Source organism: Hypericibacter adhaerens (genome assembly GCF_008728835.1).
In the GTDB taxonomy this organism is placed as follows: Bacteria; Pseudomonadota; Alphaproteobacteria; order Dongiales; family Dongiaceae; genus Hypericibacter; species Hypericibacter adhaerens.
Map to the genome: position 1 here is coordinate 313,797 of NZ_CP042582.1, position 24,856 is coordinate 338,652.

Sequence of the window (24,856 nt, forward strand, 5' to 3'; positions counted from 1 at the left end):
TACTGGTCAGACCAGTACGACCACAAAGCAAATCCCGCTGTCAAGGGGCGGCGTGGCCGGAAACGCCGCGATTCAGACGCTTTGTCAAGGAACAGGATCTCCGCATCGGCCGAATCCCGCGGACCGGGCGAGACGCATAAGCGCGTACGGCAGACAGAAGAGAGCCCGCATGTTCAAGCCCGTCACCCTGCCGCCGGCCCGGCGTCTTTCCGACGTCGTCGCCCGCCAGCTCGAGCATCTCATCGTCGAGGGCCGGCTTCAGCCCGGCGAGGGGTTGCCCTCCGAGCGCGAGCTGGCGAAGCAGATCGGCGTCTCCCGGCCGTCCTTGAGAGAAGCGCTGTCGGAGCTGCGCTCGCGCGGCCTGATCGAGCCGGCGCGCAATGGCGGCGCCGTCGTGACCGAGCTGACACGGACCAGCCTGACCGAGCCTTTATCGCAGATGCTGGAGCGTCATCCCTCGGCGATCCGCGACCTGATCGAGATGCGCGACGTGCTGGAGGCGCATGCGGCGGCGCTGGCGGCGGAACGCGCGACGGCGGCCGACATCCGGAAGCTCGAGGCCGCGCTGGAGGCGCAGATCAGGGGCCGCTCCCGGAACACCGCTTCGCTCGCCAAGCGCGACCTGGATTTCCATCAGGCCATCGCCCAGGCCTCGCACAATATCGCGATCCTGCATACGGCCCACGGGCTCACCAAGCTGATCAAGGTGTTTCTGCAGCGCGGCTACGAGATCATCCTGGCCGCCGGGGATGCCCGCGAAGGCAAGGCCGCGGTCGAGGCCCAGCATGCCGCCATCCTGGACGCGATCCGGGCCCGCGATCCCGAGGCGGCGCGGCGTGCGTCCCATGCGCATCTGCACCAGACCGAGCATATCTGGACCGGCGCCGCCGCCAGCCCGTCCCAGGCGCGCCGCCGGGCCTGACGGAATCATGAGCCCGGCAGCGACCGCCCGGCTTGCCCGGGCCCTGCGGCGCTCCGGCTCCGAAGACACGGCGCGAAGCATGGCGCTCGATCGGGTCATCAGCATCGCCGATCTGAAGCGCATGGCGCGTCGGCGCCTGCCGCGCATGGCCTTCGACTATGTCGAGGGCGGCTGCGACGACGAGGTGGCGCTCGCCGACAGCGAGGCCGCCTTCCGGTCCTGCCGGCTGATGCCGCGCTACCTGGTCGACATATCCCGGAAGGATCTGACAGCCAGTGCGGCGGGCCAGTCCTTCTCGCTGCCGATCGGCATCGCGCCCACCGGCAATGCGGGCATGTTCCGGCATGACGCCGACCGGCTCCTCGCCGCCGAGGCCAGGGTGGCGAACGTCCCCTTCATCCTGTCGGGCGCCAGCAACGCGTCGATCGAGGAGGCGATGGCGGTGGCGCCGGAACATTGCTGGTTCCAGCTCTATGGTACGCGCGATCCCCGGCTGGCGGAGGACATGGTCCGGCGCGCGCTCGGGCTCGGCGTGAAGGTGCTCGTCGTGACGGTCGACGTTCCCGTCACCTCGAACCGCGAACGCAACCGGCGCAGCGGCTTCAGCCATCCGCTGAAGGTGACGCCCGCGATGATCTTCCAGGCGGCCACGCATCCGCGCTGGACGCTGGACTATTTCGGCCATGGCGGCCTGCCCTATATGGGGAACTTCCGGCCTTACGCGTCCGAGGGCGCGTCGCCGGCGCAGGTGGCCGACCTTTTCGTGGAGCAGTTCCCGCCGCTCACCCTGACATGGGCGTTCCTCGATCGCGTCCGGCAGCTTTGGCCGCGCAAGCTGCTGGTGAAGGGGATCCTCCATCCCGACGATGCGACCCGCGCGGTCGCGGCCGGTGCGGATGGGGTCATCGTTTCCAACCATGGCGGCCGGCAGCTCGACCGCGCGATCGCGCCGCTCCTGGCCCTTCCGGCTGTTCACGCGGCCGTCGGTCAGAAAGCCGAGATCATGCTGGACGGAGGCATCCGGCGGGGGTCGGACATCGTCATCGCGCGCTGCCTCGGCGCCCGCTATGTGTTCCAGGGCCGCCCGACCCTTTATGGCGTCGCGGCCGCGGGGCGCGCCGGCATCCGCAAGGCGCTCGAGATCTTCGCCCAGGAGCTGGGCACGATCCTGGCCCAGATCGGTTGTCCGCGGCTCGATGATCTGGGCCCGCAATTCCTCGCGCAGGTACCGGGCGTGGATCGGCAAGCCCTGCGTGGCACCGTCGCGGGTGCCGCCGGCTAAGGCCTCGCGCCGGCGCGCACCGTCTTTCTAGAATCCCAGCTCCGTCAGGCCGGGATGATCGTCGGGCCGGCGGCCGAGCGGCCAGCGGAATTTGCGTTCGGATTCGGCAATCCGCTGGTCGTTGATGCTGGCGAGCCGCCGGCGCATCAGACCCTCCTCGTCGAACTCCCAGTTCTCGTTGCCATGCGAGCGGTACCAGTTGCCGCTGTCGTCATGCCATTCATAGACGAAGCGCACGGCGATGCGGTTGCCGGCGAAGGTCCAGAGCTCCTTGATCAGGCGGTAATCGAGCTCGCGCTGCCATTTGCGGGTCAGGAAGGCCTCGATTTCCGCGCGGCCTTGGATGAACTCGGCGCGGTTGCGCCAGCGGCTGTCGGGCGTGTAGGCCTGGGCCACGCGCTGCGGATCGCGCGTGTTCCAGGCATCCTCCGCGAGCCGCGCCTTCTGCACGGCGGTCTCGGCGGTGAAAGGCGGCAGGGGTGGGCGTGCCATCGCGGTCCTCCGGTTTGGCCAATTGTCTCGATAGTAGGCCGATGCCGCGGCGGACGTCAGGTCCGGCGCGCCGCCTCGACCAGGATATGGCCGTGCCGGTCGGCCCTCTCCATCCAGACTTTCAAGGGAGGGCGAGGAGTCCCGGTGCTGCGCCCGCCGAGGACGGCATCGAGATCGTGGAGACAGGCGGCCAGCGCCACGGTTCCCTCATGGAACTGGTGCAGCAGCTCCCGCGGAACCGCCGGCATCTCCTCGGCGGCGGGCGGCCGCGCGATCTGATCGAGGCAGCGCAGTGCGATGCCGCCCAGCGTCTGGATCCGATTTCCCACGGTTTCGAGGGTCACGAGGGTCTGCAGGTCGCCCGCGTCGATCGCCGTCGGATGGTCGCGGAAATATTGCTCCGACAGGTACCAATGCAGGTTCTTGGTCTTGAGATAGAGCGCGGCGAGATCGGCCAGCGCCGAATCGAACGCCTTCGCGATGGCGACGACCGAGCCGGACCGGTCGAAGCGGGTGAATCCTGCCGACGGCCGTGACGAACTCTGTTGCGTGTGCATGGGGCTCCTCCTCGGGCTCGCGCGTTGTGGTCCCAGGCTAGGCGGGACAGCCGAAAGAGGATTGCGTCCAGCCGCCGGCCGTTGAACGAATCGCGCGCGCCGGGGCCGGCCGGCGGGAAGGCCGTTCAGGGTCTGGGCGAACGGGTGTCGGCCCAGGCGACGCAGAAATCCGCGACCTGCTCCCAGCCGGGCTCGGTCAGGACCCAATGGGAGCGACGCGGCAGAAGGCGCAATGCGGTCTCGACCGGCGAGGCCAGATGGGCGCGAAAGAGGGCTCGGGTCATGTCGGGCTTGACGATGCGGTCTTCCTCGCCGCTCACCAGCAGCAGCGGTGCGCGGCGGGGATTGGCGAAATCGACGCCCGTCCCGATCCCGAGCGCCGCCTCGACCATGAGGCTCCGGCCGGTCGGCACCAGATAGCGCTCGCAGGCGGCGTCGCGTTCCGCCGGCGGCAAGGTCTGCGCGACGCGGCTGCGGAAGAAGGATCGGCTCAGAAGCGGCGTGCGGCTCCAGTCGCGCAGGGCCAGGATCGCGGTCAACAGGAACCAGGGCTGACGCGGGCCCGGCAGCGCATGACGCGGCGGCAGGGCGCCGATCCCGACGCCGGCGGCACCCAGGCCGCGATCCAGCAGCAGCTGGACCAGCAACCCGCCGAAGGAATGGCCGATGAGGATCGGCGGCGCCGGCAGGCCGGCGATGATGCCGGCGTAGTGATCGAGGATCGCGCCGACCGTCAGGGTCGCCAGCCGCGGATCGGGATGCCGCCGCTGCTCGGCCGGGGGCCGCCCGTGGAAGGGCCAGGCCGGTGCCAGGCATTCATAGCCGGCGCGCTCCAGCCGGTTCTGCCATGTCTGCCAGCAGGCCGACGAGGCGCCGGCTCCGTGGATGAGAACGACTGATCTCGACATGGCGGGCCCGTATATCCATGCCTCCTCGGAGGGAGGCATGCTGGCTCTCGTTGAAGCGCGGGCGGGCCGGTCGGGGCTTGAACGTTCCTGCGGTCGAAGGACCGAACGCGCCGCCGCGTCGCCGCTGCCATGACGGTGGTTTCCTGCGCCCGCGGATCGATCTCGAAAAGGTTCAGCCTAGGAGCGGCGGATGCCCAGCGTCTCGGCGATGCGCACCAGGTCGGCGAAGGAACGGGCGCCCATCTTCTGCATGACATGGCCGCGGTGGATCTTGACGGTGACCTCGCTGAGGCCGAGTTCGCCGGCGATCTGCTTGTTCATCAGCCCGGCCGTGGCGAGCGCCATGACCTCCTGCTCGCGCTTGCTCAAGGTCTCGAGCCGACGGCGCAACCCGTCGAGGCCCGCCTCGCTGATGCGCCGGGCGCGGTCGCGCTCGATCGCCGCCGCCACGGCGTCGAGCATGTCCTGGTCGCGGAAGGGCTTGGCCAGGAAATCGACGGCGCCGGCCTTCATCGCCTTGACCGACATGGGGATGTCGCCATGGCCGGTCATGAAGACGATCGGCGTCCGGTTGTTCGCCGCGGCGAGCTGCCTCTGGAACTCGAGCCCGCTGATCATCGGCAGCCGGACATCGAGAACGAGGCAGCTCGCGGCCTCCGGCATCCCCTTCTGCAGCAGCTCCTTGGGCGCCAGGAAGACCTCGACGCGATAGCCCACCGAGCGCAGCAGGCTGCTGAGGGCGCTCCCCACCGCCTCGTCGTCGTCGAGGATGACGACGAGGGGCGCCTCGCTCGGATCGCCCGTGAGGGGTTTCGCGCTCATCGTCCTCCTTCCGCCGCCGTCGAGAGCAGGATATGGAAGCTCGCCCCGTGCCCGCCGCCATGGTCGGCATTGTTCTCGGCCCAGATGCGCCCGCCATGGGCCTCGACGATCGAGCGGCAGATCGAGAGACCCAGCCCGATGCCCTCCTGCCGGGTGGTGAAGAAGGCGTCGAACAGCCGCGGCATCGCCGCCGGGTCGATGCCGGTGCCCCGATCGCACACCGAGATGCGCACCGCCGCCGGCGATTCGGCGCGCGATTCGACCGTCACTTCCTTCGGCCGCCCCGCGACCTTCTCCATCGCATGCATCGCGTTGATGATCAGGTTGATCACGATCTGCTGCAGCTCGATCCGGTCGAAGCGCAGCTCGGGCAATCGGGCCTCGAGATCGAGCTTGATCGAGACTCCATGGTCGGAGGCCTCGCGGTCCACCAGCAGGGCAGCCTCCTCGATGGCGGCGTTGATGTCGAGGGGGACGATCCGGGGATCGGAGCGTCGCGACAGGTCGCGCAGCCGCTGGACCACCGCGCCGGCGCGCCGGCCCTCGCTGACGCTGCGCTGGACGCAGGCCCGGGCCTCGCCCAGCTCCGGGGGCTCGCGGTCGAGCCAGCGCAGGCAGGCCTCGCCGTTCGTGACGATCGCCGCCAAGGGCTGGTTGACCTCGTGCGCGATCGAGGCCGTGAGCTCGCCCAGGGTGGAGACGCGCGAGACATGGGCCAGCGCCGACTGCGCCTGCTGCAATGCGCGCTGCGCCCGGTCGCGTTCGGTGGTGTCGAGCACGGAGACCAGCACGTTGCGATAGGATTCGGTCTCGGGCGGGAAGGTGGCCGACATCAGGATGGCGCGGCGCTCGCCCGTCACGGTCTGGATCGCGCTCTCATAGGCGAAGGAGCGCTTGCCCTCGAACATGGCGCAGAGCATCTCCTGAAAGGATTCGACCGTCTCGGGCAGGAAGAAGCTCTTCAGCGAGGCGGTGACCTCGATCTTGTCGCGGGCGCCCAGCAGACGGACCGCCGCGTCGTTCACGTCGAGGATCTGCACCATCGAGATGCAGTTCTGGACGAACTGCGGATTGGCGGCAAGGTAGCTGCGGATGTCGGCGATGCCGCGCTGGCGGAGATTGCGCAGCGCGGACTGGATCGCGCTGAAATCCTCCTCCCAGATCGCGACCCCGGCCGTCTGGAAGATGCGGCGGTAGCGCCATTCGCTTTCGGTCAGGATTTCCGTGGCGCGCTGGTTCCGCAGCGCCAGCAGCGTGGTGATGGCGATGGCGGCGAGGCTGACGAAACAGCGCAGCAGCGGGCCGTCATTGAAGCTCAGCCCATGGCCGATGAAGAAGCTCAGCATCGTCAGCAGGGCGCAGCCGAGCGAGACCAGCATCAACCCCCGGCGATCGCAAAGATCGACCGACATCATGATGACGATGGCGTAGAGCACGGCGACGGCGATGCCGGCCGGGCTCAGCGTGTCGAAGAAGAAGATCGCGCCAGCCAGCGCGATCGCGACGGCCTTGCGGAGCGTCGGGCGGCCGGGTTGCGGCGGGAGGGCTCGTATCGGGGGCGGGGCGCCCGCACCCCTGTCTGCGGCGGATGGAACAGCCAAAGAGTTTCGTCTTCCCCAGATGGGCCGGCGGGAGCGGGCGATCATAGCCCATCGCGCCACGGGCGAGGCCACCGGAAATCGCTCCGGCGGGCCGGTCTCGGGACCATCGGTCACACGGTTGCGCCCGCCTTCGCAGGCTGCGGCCCGCCCTCGCCGCCGCGCCATCATACCTTGGTATTAGAGGCGCAGCCTTGTGTCCTATCCCGCTTTCCGCAGGTCGAATTGTTCGTCGGGGGCTTCCTGTCCGATGGTGGATACGTGGCCGGGTGGTTCCGGCTCGCCACCGACCGATGCAACCGACGCTCTCAATCAAGAAGGGGATCGACCATGCTTCAGCAAACCGCCGCCAGCATCACCGCCAAGCCGCAGGGCACCGCCCATATCCAGGCCAGCGCGTCGCTGCGCTCGATGCCGGTCGATGGCGACGATGTCCAGTCCGCCCTGGTCCGGCTTCTGACCAGCGCCAGCGGCTATCTGGAGCGCGACCAGGCGGCCGCGAAGCGCTGCCTCGATCGTGCGGCGAGCCTGCTGGAATCCATGGTGCCGGCGACCGCCGGCGCCGTCGCCAAGGCGGAGCCGGCGCGCCTGCTCCGCGGCGGCCTCGCCCCCTGGCAGATCAACCGCGTGAAAGCCCATCTGGACGCCAACCTCGCCGAAGCGGTCGCGATCGAGGCGCTGGCCGCCCTTTGCCGCCTCAGCGTCAGCCACTTCGCCCGGGCCTTCAAGGTCAGCTTCGGCGAGACGCCGCACGCCCATCTGGTGCGGCTGCGGTTGGCCCGCGCGCGGACGATGATGCTGACGACCGACGAGCCGCTGAGCCAGGTGGCGCTCGATTGCGGCTTTGCCGACCAGTCGCATTTCTCGCGCCTGTTCCGCCGCCAGGAAGGCGCCAGCCCCAACGCTTGGCGCCGCGCCCGCGGCGCCGCGCCAGAAGGCGAGCGCCGGTCGGAGTCCGCCCTCGCTTCGGCCGCTGCCTGACGACGGATCCACGAATTCCCGCGGCTCATGCCCCCCAGCCGCGGGCGGGAGCCGGGTTCATGCAGAGCCCGGCTCCCATCCCCCAACCGGACCCGCTCATGGATACGGCGGGTCGCCTTGAGAGCTCCCGCGGTCATGCCCCCAGGCCGCGGGCGGGGTGCCGGGCTCACGCAGAGCCCGGCACCATCACCAGCAGGGCCCGCTTCCGACAGGAGCGGGCCCTGCAGCTTTTGGGGCCTGACGCCGGTCCCTGGTCGGTCTCCGGTAAGGAGAGTAGGATTTCAGCCCCAACCTCGACTGGGGAGAAACGGCATGTCTGTCGCCCGTGTCACCAAATTGACGGCCAGCTCGACCAAAGGCTTTCAGGATGCGGTGGAGGTCGCGGTCAAGCGCGCGGCCAAGACCCTGCGCGGCATCACCGGCATCGAGGTGCTGTCGCAGAAGGCCAAGATCGCCAAGGGCAAGATCGAGGAATACCGCGTCACGCTCGAGGTGACGTTCATCCTGGAGTAGGGGGCGTCCTCGGCCTCGCACGGGCGCCCTCGCCGGGGCGGCCCGTTGCTTGGGATGAAGGAAGGCGAAGCGGCCGCTTCGCCGACGCTTCCGTCTGCCTCAAGGGAAGAACCGATTGGCGGGCCGCGGCAGGCCCAGATTCTCGCGCAAGGTGCGGCCTTCATAGGCGCGCCGGAACAGGCCGCGGCGCTGCAGCTCGGGCACGACGCGATCGACGAAGGCGTCGAGCCCTTCCGGCAGATAGGGGAACATCACGTTGAAGCCGTCGCAGCCCTCGGTGACGAGCCATTCCTCCATCTGGTCGGCGATCGAGGCCGGCGTGCCGATCATCTCCAGCGTGCCGTAGCTGCCGCCCACATACTGAGCAAGCTGCCGCACGGTCAGGTTCTCCCGCTTCGCCTTGTCGATCAGCTTCTGACGCGCGCTCTTGCTGGCATTGCTTTCGGGGATCTCCGGCAGGGGCCCGTCGAGATCGAAAGCTGAGGCGTCGGTGCCCAGCTGGACCGAGAGCGAGGCGATGCCGCTGTCCGGATGCACCAGCGCGTCGAGCCGGGCCTTGCGTTCCTGCGCCTCCGCCAGGCTGTCGCCGACCACGACGAAGCAGCCGGGCATGATCTTCAGGTGATCGCGCGGCCGCCCGAGCGCCTCCATGCGCCCCTTCACATCGGCATAGAAGCGCCGGCCGTCGGCCAGGTTGTTCTGGCCGGTGAAGACGACCTCGGCCGTCTCGGCCGCGATCTGCCGACCGGCGTCCGACGAGCCGGCCTGGACGATCACCGGCCAGCCCTGGATCGGCCGCGCGACGTTCAGGGGCCCGCGCACCGAGAGAAACGGTCCCTTGTGGTTCAGGATATGGAGCTTGTCGGGATCGAAATAGACGCCGGATTCCTGGTCGCGGATGAAGGCGTCGTCGGCCCAGCTGTCCCAGAGGCCGGTGACGACATCGAAGAATTCGCGGGCGCGGCGGTAGCGAACCGCATGGTCGAGATGCTCCTCGAGCCCGAAATTCTTGGCCTCGAGCGGGTTGGCGGAGGTGACGAGATTCCAGCCGGCGCGCCCGCCGCTCAGATGGTCGAGCGAGGCGAACTTGCGCGCGACGTGATAGGGCTCGTTATAGGTGGTGGAGGCGGTGGCGATGAGCCCGAGCCGTTCCGTCACCACGGCCAGCGCCGGCAGCAGCGTCAGGGGATCGAAGGAGGTCACGGTCGCGCTGCGCTTCAGCGCCTGCATCGGCATGTTGAGCAGCGCCAGATGGTCCGCCATGAAGAAGGCGTCGAAGAGCCCGCGCTCGAGCGTCTGGGCGAAGCGCTTCAGATGCGCGAAGCTGAAGTTGGCGTCCGGAAAGGCGCCGGGATAGCGCCAGGCGGCGGTGTGGATGCTGACGGGGCGCATGAAGGCGCCGAGCCGCAGCTGTTTCGGGGCTTTCGATGACGGGTGGGCCAATGATCCGATCCTTGTTGCCGGAGACGATCCTCGCTCGCGCGAGGCCAGCCCAAGAGATGCTCATGAAAGCGACCGACAGCAAGCCGTTGCCGCGATCCCCCGCATAATCGGTGCGGGCGGAGGTTCCTCGGTCACCGGACGTCGTCCTGGTATCGCTCTTGTAACGAACCGGAGATCCGCGCTCTTCGCGGGGTCGGCGCTGCACCGGTCCGGCAGGATCTGTCAGGGGGACAAGGAAAGCTTTCGAGCGAAGCCAAGAAAATATCGCCTCGCCGGCCGTTGACACGGTCGGCTCGGACGCCAACGAAGAAAACGACAGGAGCTCCTGGCCTGGACTCCGCCGCAGGCCTCCCGTCGAGGGTTGTGATTAGAGTCTTATGCGGCGGCGATAGGAATATTGGCGGATCAACCAAATTTCCGCGCCGCAGGTCTCCTGTGAGTTCCCTGTGACATAGGTCGAGTCGAGGCCAAAAAGGTCGCCTGTCGGCCACCCCACCAAAGCTTTACGTGCGCGAAGGGCGCGCCAGCGCCGGAATGAGTGCAAGCTGAAGCGGCAGGAAAAAGCCCGCGCATTCCGATGCGCGCTGGCGGGGGCGGGGTGCGTCATGAACCGGGAGGCACGCTCGGCGCGAGGGAATCTGCACTGGCAGCCGCCAGCGGACGCCCGCGAGCGCGTGGATGCGCTCATGCCGGTCTATCGCCGCTTCGTCACCGCCACGCTCGAGCCGATCGTCAAGGCGCATTACCCGGCCTTGCTCGAGAATGCCTCCAACGAATACCGGAAGATGGTCGAGCTCAGCACCAAGATGATGCTGGTCGGCCATGCCTGCACCGAGCTCGACGATTATCCCTATGACGAGCGCCGGCAGCGCATCGCCTGCCTCTTCGGCTGTTGCTGCTTCCTGGCCGACAGCTTCATCGACGATTTCGGCGACGAGGCGACGAAGGCTTATCTGGCGCGCCTGGAGCAGCTCTTCGCGACCGGCTGGTTCGAGCTGCGCAACGAGCGCGAGCGGCTGTTCTATGTCGTGGTCTCCAGGCTCTTCGCCGAACGCGACATCCTGGAGCCGACCCTGCGCCAGGCCATCCTGCGCCTCTTCGAGGCGCAGCGGCGCGACGTCGACATGCGCTTCCTCGAGACCCGGGTGAAGGAATTGCCGCGCCCGCAGCGGCTGGCGCTGCTCAAGCGCTGCGCCCGCGACCGCAGCGGCCATGCGATCATCCTGCTGGCGGCCTTCCTGCTGCCGCATCTGTCGCTCGACTACATGCGGCTGATCTTCGTCGCCGGCGCGCTCATCATGTTCATCGACGATCACGGCGACTGCTATGCCGACCGCGCGGATCGCCGCGTCACCTACATGAACGCGCTGGAGCGGCCCGAGCCGGCGCTGAAGCGCATCTTCTTCTCCCATATCCAGAAGCTGGCGCAGGGCTTCCGGCCCGCCGCCGGCCGCGACCTGCTGATCGCCTTCCTCACCCGCTACTACGTGACCCGCCTGCAGAAGCATCGGGAGCAGCGCCGCCTGCGCGGGCCGGCCTGGGCCGTCTATGAGTAGCGAGCATCAGGGGAAGGCCGAAGGCCCGGGAGCGGGCGGCTCGATCGGCGACTATGTCGCGATCAAGATCCAGGAGCTCTACCGGGAGAGCAAGATCGACGCGCGCGAGGCGTTGCTCAAGATCGACAATCGCGAGGAAGCGGCCCAGGCGCCCTTCCAGTTCGACCCCGCGGCCGGGCTGCTGCATCGGCGCGACTGCAAGGCGATCCCCGACAGCGCCCGCAGCGCGCTCTACGGCGTCTGGCGGGTTTCCGCGGTCGAGGCGAAGTTCGCCTGCCCGCGTTGCCGGCCGGCGGGTGCGGCGGAAAGGCCCGAGCCGGAGAGGAAGGCCGCCGGCCCGGAATCGGCCCAGGCCGGCGCATCGGCGCAGGCCGATCCCCGCAAAGACAGCAAGCCGCCGCAGGGCGATGTCGCGGATCTCCTCTATGGCGTGCTCTCGATCGTGAACCAGTTCGGCAGCGTGCTGCGCGAGCGCGGGCGCGAGTTCCGCAAGGGCGGCGAGGGCGGGCGCATCAAGACCGAGCTCGAAGGGCTCTATGCGAAGCTCGGCGAGCGCGAGAAGGGGCTGGTGCTGATGACGATGCTGTCGCTCGACCAGATGACGCGCAAGATCCGCGACCTCGAGCAGGACCTGAACGGCGCCGGGAAGCCGGCCAACAAGACCGCGAACGGCCATGACAACGGGCATCCGGCCGCCGACGGCAAGGGGGAGAGCGCATGACGCGTTGCGGATCCGAGGCGAGGCGCTGATGGCCAACATCACCCTGTCGATCCGGCTGGGCCCGCTGGTGCATTTCGAGATCGTGGGCGAGTCCTGCGAGGAGATCAGCCGCGCGCTCGAGGGCTTCGAGCGTCTGAACCAGACGGTCGGCACCATGTTCGGCGACCTGGCGGAGCGGGTCTATCCCGACCTCGAGAAGGCCGCGGAGACGGGCAAGCCGCGGGAGAGCGCGTCATGACGCTCAAGTCCAAGATCGAGCTCCATGGCCATCCGGACCTCAAGGTCCGCGCCCGGACCGACCCGATCGAGCTCGACCTGCGCTGCGAGGGCGCCTTCAAGCTCTCGACCGGTCCCATCCGCGCGCGCATCGAGAAGATCCCCGTCACGGTGCGCATCCCCTTCCTCGCCCGCGCCCATGGCAATGTCCAGGCGATGACGGTGGGGCCCTTCGACGTGCAGATCGATCCCTTCGACGCCAAGCTCAAGCTCATCGAATGCTGGGCCCGCGCCAAGATCGGCAAGGATGCGTTGCAGGTCGACCTCAACGGGCTCGGCAACTGCAAGTTCGATGTCGAGCTGACGGCCGAGCTGCCGAAGAAGGCCATCGGCGCCGCGCTCAAGAGCGCGCTCGAAAGCGACGGGGAGGATTAGAGGTCATGCGCCCTTATCTGCCCGGGCCGCTCCATCGCCATCCGCCGCCGGCGCAGACCGTCGTCACGCATCATGTGACGGCGCGCCACCAGATCGAGATCGAGATCTCGCCGCCGCGCATCGAGCTTTCCTTCCGCGACGAGCGCTTCGTCAACCTGATCAACACGCAATACCGCTTCGAGGCGAAGCTCTACAACTCGCGCCTCGGCGTGAGCTGGCAGGTACTGGCCCCCTCGGGCGGGCCCGGTGCCGGCACGATCGACGCGCAAGGCCTCTACCAGGCGCCCAACAAAGGTGCGCTGGCGAGCCCGCATACCGATCTCGTGGTCGCGACCTCGGTCGAGGACCCGCTGCGCAAGGCCTTCGCCTGGGTGACGGTGCTGGGGATCGGGCCGGAGCCGGCCCCGGCGCCGGTGATCGAGATCTGGCCCAAGCGCGCGACGCTCTATTACGTCCAGGGCGACCACAACGCCTATATCGACGATTCCAACAAGATGCAGCTGTTCGAGGCGCGCCTCAGCCACACCGCCGGCACCGCGGTCGAGTGGCTGGTCGATGGCGCGCTGCAGGCGGGCACCGCGCCGACCTTCCTCTACAAGCTGCCCAATCTGGGCGGCACGCATCTCGCCACGGTGCGCGCCCGCGTCCAGGCGCAGCCGGGCGTGTTCGACGACGCGAAGGTGCTGCAGCTCAACTATGTCTGGCCCGGCCTGCTCTGACGGGCGCCGTTAGGAGAAACCCATGGTCGATGTCGACGTCAACAAGGTCAAAAACATAGACCCGGTCCGGATTGCCGAGGTCCGCAACATCGATCCGCTGACGATCGCGAAGATCCAGAAGATCGCGCCCGCGGCGGTCCATATCAAGGAGCTCAACAATATCGATCCGCTCTCGATCGAATCGGTGCGGATCGACCGGGTGCATAATCTGGACCCGCTCCATGTCGAGCGGCTCGACGTCACCTCCATCCCGACCGTCAATCTGTCGCTGAGCCGGTTGCCCTCGGTGGCGCTCGAGGTCAAGCGCGTGCCGCCGGTGGCGATCACGCTGCAGCAGAACCTGGAGCTCAGCTCGAGCTACACCGTGCATACCCGCTTCTTCGGATTCGAGGTGCTGCGGATGCAGCTCCATGGCTGCACCAAGGTGGTCCCGATGGACAAGCACCGGCGCGAGCAGTCGAAGAGCGACGACCGCAGCTATACCGAGGTGGCGGCCGCCGGCAATCCCGGCATCCCGGTCAAGCTCTCGGAAAGCTGCAGCGTGACGCAGGTGGCGGCACCCCGGCCGCCGGTCCCGCATCGCGACCAGGCGCGCCGCGCCGAGCGCGGGCCGCCGCGGCATCTGGCGGCGGCGCCGCGAGGACCTGCATCCATGATGCATGCGGGTGCGCCGCGCTTCCAGTTCTCAGCATCGGGCGCAGCGCCTTCCGCTCCCGTCGATCCCTTCGACGGCGGCACCGTCAACTCGGGAGGCTAGGCCATGACGACGAGTCCCTGCGACTGTCCGCAATGCCGCGCCACGCGGCTCCGCGAGAACGCGATGGCGCTGCCGGTGGCCGCTTTCTACACCGGGGCCGCGAATGTCGCGGCCATCCGTCACCTGATCCACCGCATCATCTGGGACCGACCCTGGCCGCCGGCGCCGCCGCAGAGCGGCCCGGTCGTCCATCGCTACCGCTATAGCTGCATCCCGCCCTTGCCGGGCGGCGATCCCTGCTGAAGCCAAGAGAGAGGCGCTGAGCCATGCCTGCCACGAACGAGCCGGACGGAAACGGTCCGCGGACCGCGGAGAAGCCGCCGCCGGGTGCCCGCGCTTCCGCGAACGAAGGCGGGCTCGATCTGCGCGAGAAGGTCGACCAGATGGGCGCCATCCTGGCCAAGGGGCTCGATCTCGCCGAGGCCGGCGTCAGTCTCGGCGTCACCATCGTGAACCGGATCGGCAGCGTCGCGCAGCAGCAAGTGCTGGAGCGCATGGCCGCCGCCATGCAGCCGCAAGCAGAAACGCCAACGGGACCGCCGCAGCCCATGCCGGACGCGGCGATGGGCGAGGCCGCCGGCGGTCCGCCGCCCGAGACCGCTTCCTTCTACATCACCAACCGGCTGCCGCTGGCGCCGGGCGGGACGCTCCGGGTCTCCTTCTCCATCAACAACGATTCGCTGGTGACGCCCAAGAAGGTGAAGCTGCGGGTCGAGGGATTCCACGGCGAGACCACGAGCGCCGTTCTGCCGGCCGAGACGCTCGCGATCAAGCCCGCCGCCAGGACGATCGCGCCGGTCGATTTCGAGAAGTTCGTGCTGCAGGGGGCCGTCCCGCCCGAGACGCCGCCGGACGTCTATTTCGGCTGGATCCTGGTTTCCTCCGAGGAGGAGCTGCGGATTCCGGTCCGGCTCCAGGTCTCGCCGTGAGGCCAAGTCTTACCATGAGGATGCAGGCCGCATGAGCGCCAACGGCCATATCCACGACGTGGTGGTGGTGGGCGCCGGGCCCGGCGGCAGCAGCGCCGCGACCTTCCTCGCGCGCGAAGGGCTCGACGTGCTGGTGCTCGACCGCTCGGAGTTTCCGCGCGACAAGGTCTGCGGCGACGGGCTGACGCCGCAGGCGATCTATTGGCTGGACCAGCTCGGCTGCGCCGACGCGGTGATGGCGCAGACGCAAGCCTGCATCCGCGATTGCGACCTCTTCATCAACGGCAAGCATCTCCTGACCGGCGGCTTCCCTGCCGGCACGGCCTATCCCGATTTTGCGATCCTGCTGGACCGGCGCCGCTTCGACGACACGCTGCTGCGCAACGCCATCGCCCACGGCGCGCGTTTCGAGGGCGGGCGGATCCTGCGCGAGCTCGAGGTCGGGCGCGACGCGGTCGAGCTCACCTGCCAGACCCGCGATGGTGCCAAGAGCTTCCGGGGCCGCATCGTCATCGGTGCCGACGGCGTCTCCTCGACCGTGTCGCGCGCCATCGGCAACAAGCTCAAGACCGGCGCCATGGCGCTCTCGTTGCGCGCCTATTACCGCGACGTCGAATGCGAGGGCGCCCAGATCAAGGTCTATTTCGACCGCGACTATTTCCCCGGCTATGGCTGGCTCTTCGTCGACGACGACGGCTTCGCCAATGTCGGGCTCGGCTATGCCGTCGACCGCCATTTCGCCATGCCGGGCAAGCTCGCCGAGGATTTCCAGCGCTTCCTCGAGCGCGAGCTGGGCACGATGCTGAGCCATGCCGTGCCTTGCGGACCGCCCTCGGGCGGCTCGGCCGCCTTCTTCAAGCCCAACGCCATCCTCGCGGACCGGATCATGCTGGTGGGCGATGCCGCCAACCATGCCGACCCGCTCAATGGCGGCGGCATCCACAAGGCGATGGAGAGCGCCTATTTCGCGGCCGAGACGGCGGTGGCCGCCCTCGAGGCCGGCGATTGCTCGCGCGCAGCGCTGGGCGCCTATGAGGAGCGCTGGGGCCGGCATGTCGGCTTCGACTGGCAGACGGCCGAGCTTTTCCTCTCGATCGCGAAGAACCCCCACTTGCGCGACTTCTGCCTCTTCACCCTGACCCAGATCGGGCGGCTGACCGATGCCGACCGGCAGTTCCAGGAATTCTGCAGCGGCGTCTTCAGCGGCGCGCTGTCGCAGAGCATCTGCCTCTCGCCGCGGGCGCTCTATCACGCCTTCCCGAAGGATCCGCGGGTCTGGCGCGCGATGTTCGCGGCCGAAGGCGGCACGGTGCTCGGGCCCTTGCGCGTCGCGCGGGGTGCCGCCCAGAGCCTGGGCCGCGCCGGCATCGAGATGGCGCGCGATCCGCTGGTCAATCTCGATTGGGGCATCGAGGTCGCGACCAAGGCGGTGCGCCTGGTCGAACGCGGCGTGGCGGAGACGCCGGGCCTCACGCAGCCGGCCGGCATCCACCCCGCACTTCTGCAGCAGGTCCGGGCTTCGGCCCCGGGCTGAGAAAGGAACAGGCAGCATGGCATCGATCTTGGACTCGGTCGGCAAGCTGGTTCACGGGGCGGCGACCTCGCTCATCGACAACCAGGTTCCCGACAAGCTGGCCGATGTGATCGGCACGGCGGTGAAATCGGGATTCGACGTGATCACCGACAGCCTGAAGGTGATCCAGGACATCACCAAACCGGCGGAGACCCCGCCCAACGGCAACGGCTCCTGAGGAGGATGCGATGTATCAGTCACCGATCGGATGGCATGCGGGCGGTTGCCAGAATTGGAGCGGTCCCTACTACCTGGCCTTGATCCTGCCGGTGCCCTGCATGCCGAGCGACTGCAAACCCTGCAGCGAGCTGGTGGTGCCGCGCGAGATCGAGGTCGATGCGGCGAGCTCGCCGCAGCAGGGCTTCGTCGGCGGGCATGGCGAGACCCACCTGACGCTCGAATATCTCGTCGATGCGGGCGCCGCGGCGCCGGCGGTCGAGATCAAGCTCGAAACGGGCGGCACGACCCAGACCTGGAGCGCCACCGACCTGGCCGAGGGCTATCACGTCGAGGACGGGTTCCTCGCCGCCGAGGCCGGCACCAAGGTCTCGATCTCCGTGACCGACGCGCTGGCGCGCCTGCGCTGGTGCGAACGGATCTGCTGCTGACGCCATCCGAGAGAAGGAGAGGGGCATGCATCCCGCACATTCGCATTATTCCGGCCAGGGCTTTCCCGGCGGCCATCACGGGCCGATGATGCCCGGCCTGCCGATCTATCCGGTGCCGATGGGCCATGGTTTCTGTCACGCCTGCGGCCATCCGAAATCGAAATGCGTCTGCGGCTGCCGCGAATGCCGCAAGGAATCGAAGGAGCTTCTGGTCAAGGCCGATCAGAAGATCGGCGACGTGCGCCAGACGCCGGGCTTCGCCCAGATGATGTCGGCCCAGGCCCAGGCGCCGATCGTCATGAACCTGCAGACCGCGGGCTTCCAGACCGCCAATGTCGCCGGCCGCGAGACCCTGGCGCTCGATGCGGCCGCCGCGGCCCTCCAGGCCGGGATCGGCACCGCCTTCATCGGCGGCGGTTGTTGCGTGCATCTCTCGATCGAATACATGCCGACCTCGCCGACCGCGCAATCGCTGGTCGCGGTGCTGGTGCAGGACAGCGACGGCACGCTGCTCGCCTGGGCCCGGACCGAGAAGGCCGGCATCGGCTACCAGATCAAGGAATGCATTATCACGACCAAGCCCGGGGCCACGGTGACGGTCCTGGTCGTCAACATGACGGCGCGCCTGCGCTGGTGCGAAGTCTTCAGCTGCTGACAACGGGCATTTGAGCGAGGGAGACGAGATCATGGCCAAAGGCACGAAACGCAGCGGCAGCAAGCCCGCCGATGCCCCGCGCACCCGGACCAAGGCGCAGGAGGAGCTCGACAAGTTCCGCGCCCGCTCGGCCGCTTCGTTCGGATCGGGCGCGGGCGGTGCCGCCACGCCCTTCGCGGCGGCGATCCCCTGGCCGGTGCAGGCGGGTCCCGGCGGCGCACCCGGCTGGGCCTTGCCACCGTCGGTCATGCCCTATCCCGGCATGACGGGAATGCCGGGCATGCCGACGATGCCCAGCATGCCCAACCTGTCGGGGGCCAGCGCTGGGATCGGCGACCGGGTCGGCTCGACCTTGGGCCTCGGCGTCGATGTGGTGAACCAGTTGCTCGCTGGAAGCCTCCGCCTGCTGCAGGGCCTCGCCGGCACCGGCTATGGCTATGCGCCGGCCAACTGGGGCGGCGGTCATGGTCATGGCCACGGTTGCGGCTGTGGTTGTGGCGGCGGCTGCGGCTGTGGCGGGGGTTGCGATCCCTGCCTCTCCGACTGCTGCGGCTATGATTGCTGCGGCGCCATGGGTGCCGGGAGCTGCTGCCGGCCCAGCGTCGGGAATTGCTGCTGAGGGAGAGCCGGTGTCCCTGAGACCCGTTCCATTCCTTGTCAGGGTCAGGCCCGGACTTGATCCGGGCATCCAGCCTTTGCGGCTCTGGATCGCCGGATCAAGTCCGGCGATGACAGGAAAGAGCAAGTTGCCCGCGCCGCAGGGAGGGGGAAGGACGGCGCGGGCATTTGCTCTACCTGAATGAGGGTTTGATGGTTGGGGGGAACCACACCCTCGAGAATATCAACGCGACACTCGGGGCCCGCGTTCCGAGAAAATTTTTCCGCGCTACATCAAGTCCCTGGGGATGCGCTGAGTCCAGCTCCGCGAGAACACGCGCTGCTCGCCCTCGAAGGCCTGGAGGTCGGCCTCGACGATGAACTCGGCGGCGGTGCAGGCGATGGCGCAATGGCTCTTGATGCGCGTCTCCCAGCCCTGGTCGTGGCGGTTGGTGAGATCATGATCGGCCTCGGCATAGGCCGTGGCCGGGTCCGCCGGGTGCATCCGGTAGCGCAGATGCTTCACCATCTCCGTCGTGACGCCGGTGCCGTTATGGGTCGAGCGTCCGTCGTCGCGCAGCACCTCGATGAATTGCGCGCCGGTCGCGACATCCATCGTCACATGGCGATAGACATTGCCCGGCCGCAATGTCGTCCGGTCGCTCTGGGGCAGCGGCTCGGGCGGGCCGAACGTCACCTGCGCGTCGCTCGCCTGCGGCCGGCGCACCGGTAAGGACAGCGTCGATGAGCCGGCCGCAATCGTGAGGGTCGCCGCTTTCGGCGCCGGCCACAGGATCGGCCAATAGGCGGTCGAGATCGCGACGCGCACGCGATGGCCGGCGGCGAAACGATGGCCGATATCGTTGAGCGGAATGCGGATCTGGTAGCTCTTGCCCGGCGCGAGCGGGGTGGGCGCGGCATGGCTCTCGCGGTGGGTCAGGTTGAGGAGCCCGTAGGTAACACGTGTTACCTGCCCGTCCGGCGCTACGTCGTTGAGCCGCAGCACCGCGGTCGCGACCGGCTGGTCCGAGGCGAGCGTCAGCGTCACCACCGGCGCCCCCAGGATCTCCAGCGGTGCCGCCAGCGGCTCGCCGTCGAAGACCAGCGAGTTCGCATCGTCGCCGCGCTGGTCGAGCGGCAGCTCGGGCCCGAGCCCGCCCAGGCCGTAGGGACACCACTCGCCGCCGGCGCTGCCCGTCGTCTGCGGCGAGGCGATGGCGAGCGGCGCCGGCTTGCCTGCGGCGGCGCCGAGCGTTCCGTTCTGGCGCAGGCCCGCGTCGTTGAGATGCAGGGTCTGCGGCACGATGTTGGCCGAGGGCCAGGACGGTTCCGAGACCCAGCGGCCCGGCCGCGTCTCATAATGGCTGGCCGGTGCCACCGAATCCTGGACGTACGCGCGCAGCATCGGCTCCTGCATGATCCCGGTGTCCTTGCCCTTCAGCCAATGGTCCCACCAGCGCAGCGATTCGGTGAGATAGCCGATGGCGGGACCGGGCACGCCGACATGGCCGTATTTGTGGCCCCAGGGACCGACGATGCCCTGCGCCGGCACCTTCAGGGTCTTGAGCAGGCGGAAGACGGTGTTGGTATAGCCGTCGGCCCAGCCGCCGACCGCCATCACGGGACATTGGATGCGGCCGATATCCTCGCCCACCGAGCCGTGCTTCCAATATTCGTCGCGGCGCTGGTGCGTGAGCCAGGTGCCGAAGACGGGCGTCATCGCCTCCAGCCGCTCGAGCCACATCCGGCGCCAGCCTTCGCCCACGATCAGCGGATCGGGCGAGCGGCCCATGATCGAGAAGAAGGTCGAGCCCCATTCCAGGTTGCCGGTGATATGGGCGCCGCCCATGTAATGCATGTCGTCGGCATAGCGGTCGTCGGTCGAGCAATAGGTGATGATGGCCTTGAGCGCCGGCGGCCGTCGCGCCGCGACCTGGAGCGAGTTGAAGCCGCCCCACGAGATGCCCATCATCCCGACATTCCCGTTGCACCAGGGCTGCTGGGCGAGCCAGGCGATCGCGTCCACCGCGTCGTCCTGCTCCTGCTTCAGATACTCGTCGCGGATCACGCCCTCGGAATCGCCGGTGCCGCGGATGTCGAGCCGCACGCAGACATAGCCATGGGCCGCGAGGTAGGGATGGGAGAGATCGTCCCAGTCGCGCGTGCCGTCGCGGCGGCGATAGGGGATGTATTCGAGGATGGCCGGCAGCTTCTGGCGTTCGGCCTCCTCCGGCATCCAGACGCGCGCCGCGAGCCGGGTTCCGTCCGACATCGGAATCCACATCGTCTCGATGTGACGGACCGCGGATCTCGGCGAAGCGTCGCTCATGGGAAGGTCTCCTTGGATCGAAGCTTAATGCGGATCGGGAAGAAAGGCAGGGCTCAGGCCGCCGCCTCGAGGATGGATTTCAGGGACGCCGCGTCGACCGGCACCGGATTCATGTCGGCGCAGATGTCGGCGGCGGCGAGGCGCGCCACCCGGTCGAACTCGGACGGAGCCAGGCCCAGGCCCGCGACGGTTTCGGGAATCCCGATCCGGCGGCGCAGATCGAGGATCCAGCGATGCACGGCGGGAAAGGCCTCGCCCTCGAGGCGAAGGATCTCGGCCAGCGACATCATGGCGGGCTCGATCGCCGGCCGGTTATAGGCCAGCACGAAGGGCATCAGCACCGCGTTGGTGAGGCCATGATGGCAGCCCTTGAGCGCGCCGATGGCGTGGCTCAGCGCATGCATCGCGCCCAGCCCCTTGCCGAAGGCGGTGGCGCCCATGATCGCCGCCGCCATCATATAGCCGCGCGCGGTCAGGTTCTGCGGCTCGGCCAGCGCCACCGGCAGCCAGCGCCCGATCATGGCGATGCCCGAAGCCGCGATCGCATCGGCCATCGGATGGAAGCTCGGCACGCAGAGCGCCTCGAGATTGTGGCTCAGCGCATCCATGCCCGTGGCCGCGGTGAGGCCGCGCGGCAAGGTCACGGTCAGTTCCGGATCGGCGATCACGGCCTTGGGCAGCATGGCGGGATGCAGAACGGCGCGCTTCGTCGGCCCACGTTCGTCGGTGATGATGGCGCTGGGCTCCACCTCCGCGCCGGTCCCGGCCGTGGTCGGGATCGCGATGATGGGGACGCCGGCGCGCTCCGATTGGGCGGCGGCGTGATCGGGCCAGGCGAACCGCCAGAGCGAACCGCCCGCGCCCGCCATGAGCGCGATCGTCTTGCCGCCATCGAGCCCGCTGCCGCCGCCCAGTGCCACCACCCCGTCGGCGTTCCAGGCCCGGAACGCGGCGACGCCCTCGGCGATGTTGCCGCCGGTCGGATTCTCCTGCAGGCCGGTGAAGAAGCGCGGCGCGATGCCGGGCCCGTCCGCCGCCGCCAGCACGCGCTCGGCCAGCGGCGTCGCGGCCAGCCCGCGATCGGTCACGATCAGCGGGCGCTTCATCCCGAACCGATCGCAGAGCGCCCTCAGTTCCGAGACGCGGCCCGCGCCGAAGCGGATCTCGGTCGGAAACAGCCAGTCGCCGCGCAAGGGCAGGGCCGTGGACGGGGTGCCGTTCATCTTTCGTCACCGGTTGGGTCGGAGATTTCGAGGGCCCACTATGACGCAAGCCGGTTGACAGGGCAAACAGCGGATTGTTCAATCGAACAACAAATCATCCGGTGATCATTGGATCGCCGTGACCAGGACCCCTCGATGGCGAATGCCACCCTGCGGCGCTTCCGCCGCGACGAGCTGATCGACGCGACCATCACCGCGATCTACGAGGACGGCCTCAAGGACACGACGCTCGCCGCCATCGGCCGGCGCGCCGGCCTGTCCCCGGCGCTGGTCAATCATTATTTCGACGGCAAGGAGGCGCTGCTCGAGGCGACCATGCGCCGCCTGCTGCGCAACCTGGGCGACGATATCGCGGCGCGCCTGCCGGCCGAGCCCACGCCGCTTGGGCGGCTCCATGCCATCATCGACGGCTGCTTCTCGCGCCGGCATTTCCTGCCCGAATCGATGGTCGCCTGGCTCACCTTCTGGCTCGAGGTCAGGCGCAACCCGCGCTTCGCCCGCCTGCAGCGCATGCTCAACCGTCGCTTCGAATCGAACATCATGTTCGCGCTCCGGCAGATGGTGCCGGCCCCGCTCGCCGAGGACATCTTCCTCGGCCTGACCGCGCTCATCGACGGCTTCTGGTGGGCCTATGCGATCGACGCCAAGCGGATCCAGCCCGCCCGCGCGCGGCGCCTCTGCCGCGACTACCTGGCCAGCCGCCTGCCGCCCGGCGCGGGGATGGCGGGGCCCTCCAGGCGCCGCCGCCGCGCGGCCGCATCACCGAAAGCAAGATCACGATCATGAATGCCGAGCCGATCATCCGCGACGTGTCCGACAAGATCGATTCCATCGAGCTCGCCTGGATCCCGATGACGGACGGGCGGCGGCTCGCGGCCCGACTCTGGATGCCCAAGGATGCCGCGCGCAACCCGGTGCCGGCGGTGCTCGAATACATCCCCTATCGCCGGCGCGACGGCACGCGCCCGCGCGACGAGGAGATGCATCCCTGGGTCGCGGCGCAGGGCTATGCCTGCGCCCGCATCGACATCGCCGGCAGCGGCGATTCCGACGGGCTCCTGCTCGACGAGTATCTGAAGCAGGAACAGGACGACGCGATCGAGATCATCGCCTGGCTCGCGTCGCAGCCCTGGTGCAGCGGCTCGGTCGGGATGATGGGCATCTCCTGGGGCGGCTTCAATGGCTTGCAGGTGGCGGCGCGCCGGCCGCCGGCGCTCAAGGCCGTGATCTCGCTCTGCTCGACCGTCGACCGCTATCACGACGACGTGCATTTCATGGGCGGCTGCCTGCTCGCGGACAACATGGATTGGGGCGGCGCCTTCTTCGAATATGCCGGCCTGCCGCCCGACCCGCAGATGGTGGGACCGGGCTGGAAACAGACCTGGCTCCGGCGGCTGGAGGCCTTGCGGCCCTTCCCGCCGCTCTGGCTCGAGCATCAGCGCCGCGACGCCTTCTGGAAACATGGCTCGGTCTGCGAGGAGTACGGCGCGATCCAATGCCCCGTGCTGGGCGTCAGCGGCTGGGCCGACGGCTATACCGCGGCCGTGTTCCGCCTCGCCGAGAATCTGAAAGTGCCCTGCAAGGGCATCGTCGGCCCTTGGGGCCATCTCTATCCGCAGCGCGGCGTGCCCGATCCCGCCATCGGCTTCCTGCAGGAAGCGGTGCGCTGGTGGGACCGCTGGCTCAAGGGCAAGCAGAACGGGGTCGAGAAGGACCCGACCTTGCGGCTCTATCTCCAGGACAGCGTGCCGCCGCAGTCGCATTACGATTTCCGCCCGGGCCAATGGATCGCGATCGATCGCTGGCCGGCGGCGGCGATCGAGAAACGGGTGCTGGCACTGAACCCGCAAGGGCTCGCGGCGAAGCCGGAAGCGGGGGCGGCGCTGACGCTCCGCTCGCCGGAGACGACCGGTCTCGCCGGCGGCGAATGGTGCGCCTATGGGCTGGGCAAGGTGGCGCCCGAGATGCCGCTCGACCAGCGCATGGACGATGCCGGATCGCTCACCTTCGATCTGCCGGCGCTGCCCGAGCCGCTGATTGTGGTGGGAGCGCCTTCCGTCACGCTCGAGATCGAATCCGACAAGCCTCAGGCGCTGGTCGCGGTGCGGCTCAGCGATGTGGCGCCCGACGGGGCCGCGACCCGCGTCGCCTATGGGCTGCTCAATCTCGCGCAGCGCGACAGCCATGAGCATCCGGACGCGCTGGCGCCGGGCAAACGCTATCGCGTGACCGTGCCCTTGACCGAATGCGCCCACCGCTTCGCCACCGGCCGGCGCGTGCGCATCTCGGTCTCGAGCTGCTACTGGCCGATGGCCTGGCCTTCGCCCGAGGCGGCGGTCCTGACGCTCCATACCGGCGAGAGCCGCCTGGCGTTGCCGGTGCTGCCGGCGGGCGAGATTCGGGGCTATCCCGGTTTCGGACCGGTGGAGAAGGCGACGGCGCTGCGGCGCACCGTGTACGATCCCGGCCGCGAGCAGCGCCAGGTGATCTTCGACGCCGAGAGCGGCGAAACCGTGGTGCGCAACAGCCGCGACGACGGGCTGGCGCGGATCGACGATATCGGCACCGTGATCCATTACGGCAAGGTCAAGGAGTTCGCGATCGCGCGCAACGATCCCCTGACCGCGCGCTGCACGGTCTCGACCGAGATGCACTACAAGCGCGACGGTTGGGATGCCCGGCTCGAGACGCGGATCCTGATGTCCTGCGACAAGACCCACTTCATCTTCCATTCCGATATCGACGCCTATGACGGCGGCCGGCGCTTCTTCAGCCGCAGCTTCGACCAGCGCGTTCCGCGCGATCATCGATGAGCCGGGAGCGGGAGAAGGACCGGCGCAGGGCGGCCGGATCGGGGCGGTCCAGAATACTGGAATAAGGGCCATTTAAGCGCAGCCCAAGCAGGGCTGAAGGAAGGGCGGGGACGGGCGCACGGTTCCGGAATATCGGGGCCGCGTTCAACAGGAGAGATTGTCGACAGGCGGAGAAGGCGTCATGCTCGACGCCAATCGGACAGCCGA

General features: G+C 68.6%; 27 protein-coding genes. 19 read left to right on the plus strand and 8 right to left on the minus strand.

Features of this window, described 5'->3' with window-relative positions; all coding sequences use genetic code 11:
• Positions 1-169 precede the first annotated feature (169 nt).
• Complete coding sequence (locus FRZ61_RS01410; RefSeq protein ID WP_151114606.1) at positions 170-922, plus strand: FadR/GntR family transcriptional regulator; 753 nt, start codon at positions 170-172, stop codon at positions 920-922.
• A gap of 79 nt (positions 923-1,001) precedes the next feature.
• On the plus strand, positions 1,002-2,204 hold the full coding sequence (locus FRZ61_RS01415) for an alpha-hydroxy acid oxidase (protein WP_151114607.1): 1,203 nt from the start codon (positions 1,002-1,004) through the stop codon (positions 2,202-2,204).
• 27 nt (positions 2,205-2,231) lie between these two features.
• Here FRZ61_RS01415 and FRZ61_RS01420 read toward each other — a convergent pair whose 3' ends face one another.
• From FRZ61_RS01420 to FRZ61_RS01440, 5 genes are all read right to left on the minus strand, one after another.
• Positions 2,232-2,696, minus strand: a complete 465-nt coding sequence (locus FRZ61_RS01420; RefSeq protein WP_151114608.1) for a nuclear transport factor 2 family protein — start codon at positions 2,694-2,696, stop codon at positions 2,232-2,234.
• 56 nt (positions 2,697-2,752) lie between these two features.
• Positions 2,753-3,253: a hypothetical protein gene (locus FRZ61_RS01425; RefSeq protein WP_151114609.1), complete on the minus strand. Its 501-nt coding sequence runs from the start codon at positions 3,251-3,253 to the stop codon at positions 2,753-2,755.
• A gap of 125 nt (positions 3,254-3,378) precedes the next feature.
• Positions 3,379-4,161 carry an alpha/beta hydrolase gene (locus FRZ61_RS01430; protein WP_151114610.1) on the minus strand — a complete coding sequence of 261 codons (783 nt, stop codon included), beginning with the start codon at positions 4,159-4,161 and terminating at the stop codon, positions 3,379-3,381.
• Between the two features lie 177 nt (positions 4,162-4,338).
• The gene (locus FRZ61_RS01435; RefSeq protein WP_151114611.1) at positions 4,339-4,983 is read right to left on the minus strand and encodes a response regulator transcription factor; all 645 of its coding nucleotides are present in this window, start codon (positions 4,981-4,983) and stop codon (positions 4,339-4,341) included.
• Positions 4,980-6,584: a sensor histidine kinase gene (locus FRZ61_RS01440; protein ID WP_191909243.1), complete on the minus strand. Its 1,605-nt coding sequence runs from the start codon at positions 6,582-6,584 to the stop codon at positions 4,980-4,982. Before FRZ61_RS01440 ends, FRZ61_RS01435 begins: the two co-directional genes overlap by 4 nt.
• A gap of 327 nt (positions 6,585-6,911) precedes the next feature.
• Between FRZ61_RS01440 and FRZ61_RS26295 the strand changes: the two genes are divergently transcribed.
• Positions 6,912-7,562, plus strand: a complete 651-nt coding sequence (locus FRZ61_RS26295) for a helix-turn-helix domain-containing protein (protein WP_191909244.1) — start codon at positions 6,912-6,914, stop codon at positions 7,560-7,562.
• 312 nt (positions 7,563-7,874) lie between these two features.
• Entirely contained in the window at positions 7,875-8,075 is a 201-nt protein-coding gene (locus FRZ61_RS01450) for a dodecin family protein (protein WP_151114613.1), read from the plus strand.
• 99 nt (positions 8,076-8,174) lie between these two features.
• Here FRZ61_RS01450 and FRZ61_RS01455 read toward each other — a convergent pair whose 3' ends face one another.
• Positions 8,175-9,467, minus strand: a complete 1,293-nt coding sequence (locus tag FRZ61_RS01455; RefSeq protein WP_151114614.1) for an LLM class flavin-dependent oxidoreductase — start codon at positions 9,465-9,467, stop codon at positions 8,175-8,177.
• A gap of 656 nt (positions 9,468-10,123) precedes the next feature.
• Here FRZ61_RS01455 and FRZ61_RS01460 point away from each other — a divergent pair.
• From FRZ61_RS01460 to FRZ61_RS01520, 13 genes are read left to right on the plus strand one after another with little or no spacing between them, the layout of a single operon-like run.
• On the plus strand, positions 10,124-11,074 hold the full coding sequence (locus FRZ61_RS01460) for a hypothetical protein (RefSeq protein WP_151114615.1): 951 nt from the start codon (positions 10,124-10,126) through the stop codon (positions 11,072-11,074).
• Complete coding sequence (locus FRZ61_RS01465) at positions 11,067-11,795, plus strand: hypothetical protein (RefSeq protein ID WP_151114616.1); 729 nt, start codon at positions 11,067-11,069, stop codon at positions 11,793-11,795. The genes FRZ61_RS01460 and FRZ61_RS01465 overlap by 8 nt, the downstream gene beginning before the upstream one ends.
• 28 nt (positions 11,796-11,823) lie before the next feature.
• Complete coding sequence (locus FRZ61_RS01470) at positions 11,824-12,033, plus strand: hypothetical protein (protein WP_151114617.1); 210 nt, start codon at positions 11,824-11,826, stop codon at positions 12,031-12,033.
• On the plus strand, positions 12,030-12,446 hold the full coding sequence (locus tag FRZ61_RS01475; protein ID WP_151114618.1) for a hypothetical protein: 417 nt from the start codon (positions 12,030-12,032) through the stop codon (positions 12,444-12,446). Before FRZ61_RS01470 ends, FRZ61_RS01475 begins: the two co-directional genes overlap by 4 nt.
• Positions 12,447-12,451: 5 nt before the next feature.
• Positions 12,452-13,165, plus strand: a complete 714-nt coding sequence (locus FRZ61_RS01480) for a hypothetical protein (protein WP_151114619.1) — start codon at positions 12,452-12,454, stop codon at positions 13,163-13,165.
• Between the two features lie 22 nt (positions 13,166-13,187).
• The gene (locus FRZ61_RS01485) at positions 13,188-13,922 is read left to right on the plus strand and encodes a hypothetical protein (protein ID WP_151114620.1); all 735 of its coding nucleotides are present in this window, start codon (positions 13,188-13,190) and stop codon (positions 13,920-13,922) included.
• Between the two features lie 3 nt (positions 13,923-13,925).
• Positions 13,926-14,165, plus strand: a complete 240-nt coding sequence (locus FRZ61_RS01490) for a hypothetical protein (protein WP_151114621.1) — start codon at positions 13,926-13,928, stop codon at positions 14,163-14,165.
• A gap of 23 nt (positions 14,166-14,188) precedes the next feature.
• A complete protein-coding gene (locus tag FRZ61_RS01495) occupies positions 14,189-14,851 on the plus strand; it encodes a hypothetical protein (protein WP_151114622.1) in 663 nt (220 codons plus the stop codon).
• Between the two features lie 31 nt (positions 14,852-14,882).
• Positions 14,883-16,385 (plus strand): NAD(P)/FAD-dependent oxidoreductase, encoded by a 1,503-nt coding sequence (locus tag FRZ61_RS01500; RefSeq protein ID WP_151114623.1) that lies wholly within the window; start codon positions 14,883-14,885, stop codon positions 16,383-16,385.
• Positions 16,386-16,401: 16 nt separating this feature from the next.
• Complete coding sequence (locus FRZ61_RS01505) at positions 16,402-16,602, plus strand: hypothetical protein (protein ID WP_151114624.1); 201 nt, start codon at positions 16,402-16,404, stop codon at positions 16,600-16,602.
• Between the two features lie 10 nt (positions 16,603-16,612).
• Entirely contained in the window at positions 16,613-17,032 is a 420-nt protein-coding gene (locus FRZ61_RS01510; protein WP_151114625.1) for a hypothetical protein, read from the plus strand.
• A 25-nt stretch (positions 17,033-17,057) separates the two neighbouring features.
• Positions 17,058-17,687 carry a hypothetical protein gene (locus FRZ61_RS01515; RefSeq protein WP_151114626.1) on the plus strand — a complete coding sequence of 210 codons (630 nt, stop codon included), beginning with the start codon at positions 17,058-17,060 and terminating at the stop codon, positions 17,685-17,687.
• A 31-nt stretch (positions 17,688-17,718) separates the two neighbouring features.
• Positions 17,719-18,306 carry a hypothetical protein gene (locus FRZ61_RS01520; RefSeq protein WP_151114627.1) on the plus strand — a complete coding sequence of 196 codons (588 nt, stop codon included), beginning with the start codon at positions 17,719-17,721 and terminating at the stop codon, positions 18,304-18,306.
• Positions 18,307-18,573: 267 nt separating this feature from the next.
• Here FRZ61_RS01520 and FRZ61_RS01525 read toward each other — a convergent pair whose 3' ends face one another.
• Entirely contained in the window at positions 18,574-20,613 is a 2,040-nt protein-coding gene (locus FRZ61_RS01525) for a CocE/NonD family hydrolase (protein ID WP_151114628.1), read from the minus strand.
• A gap of 53 nt (positions 20,614-20,666) precedes the next feature.
• Positions 20,667-21,836, minus strand: a complete 1,170-nt coding sequence (locus tag FRZ61_RS01530) for an iron-containing alcohol dehydrogenase (RefSeq protein WP_151114629.1) — start codon at positions 21,834-21,836, stop codon at positions 20,667-20,669.
• A gap of 135 nt (positions 21,837-21,971) precedes the next feature.
• Here FRZ61_RS01530 and betI point away from each other — a divergent pair, with 135 nt between their 5' ends.
• Together betI and FRZ61_RS01540 are read left to right on the plus strand one after the other, a co-directional pair.
• Positions 21,972-22,622, plus strand: coding sequence for a transcriptional regulator BetI (gene betI / locus FRZ61_RS01535; protein WP_151114630.1), 651 nt, complete (start codon positions 21,972-21,974; stop codon positions 22,620-22,622).
• Positions 22,619-24,649 carry a CocE/NonD family hydrolase gene (locus tag FRZ61_RS01540; RefSeq protein WP_151114631.1) on the plus strand — a complete coding sequence of 677 codons (2,031 nt, stop codon included), beginning with the start codon at positions 22,619-22,621 and terminating at the stop codon, positions 24,647-24,649. Before betI ends, FRZ61_RS01540 begins: the two co-directional genes overlap by 4 nt.
• Positions 24,650-24,856: the final 207 nt, after the last annotated feature.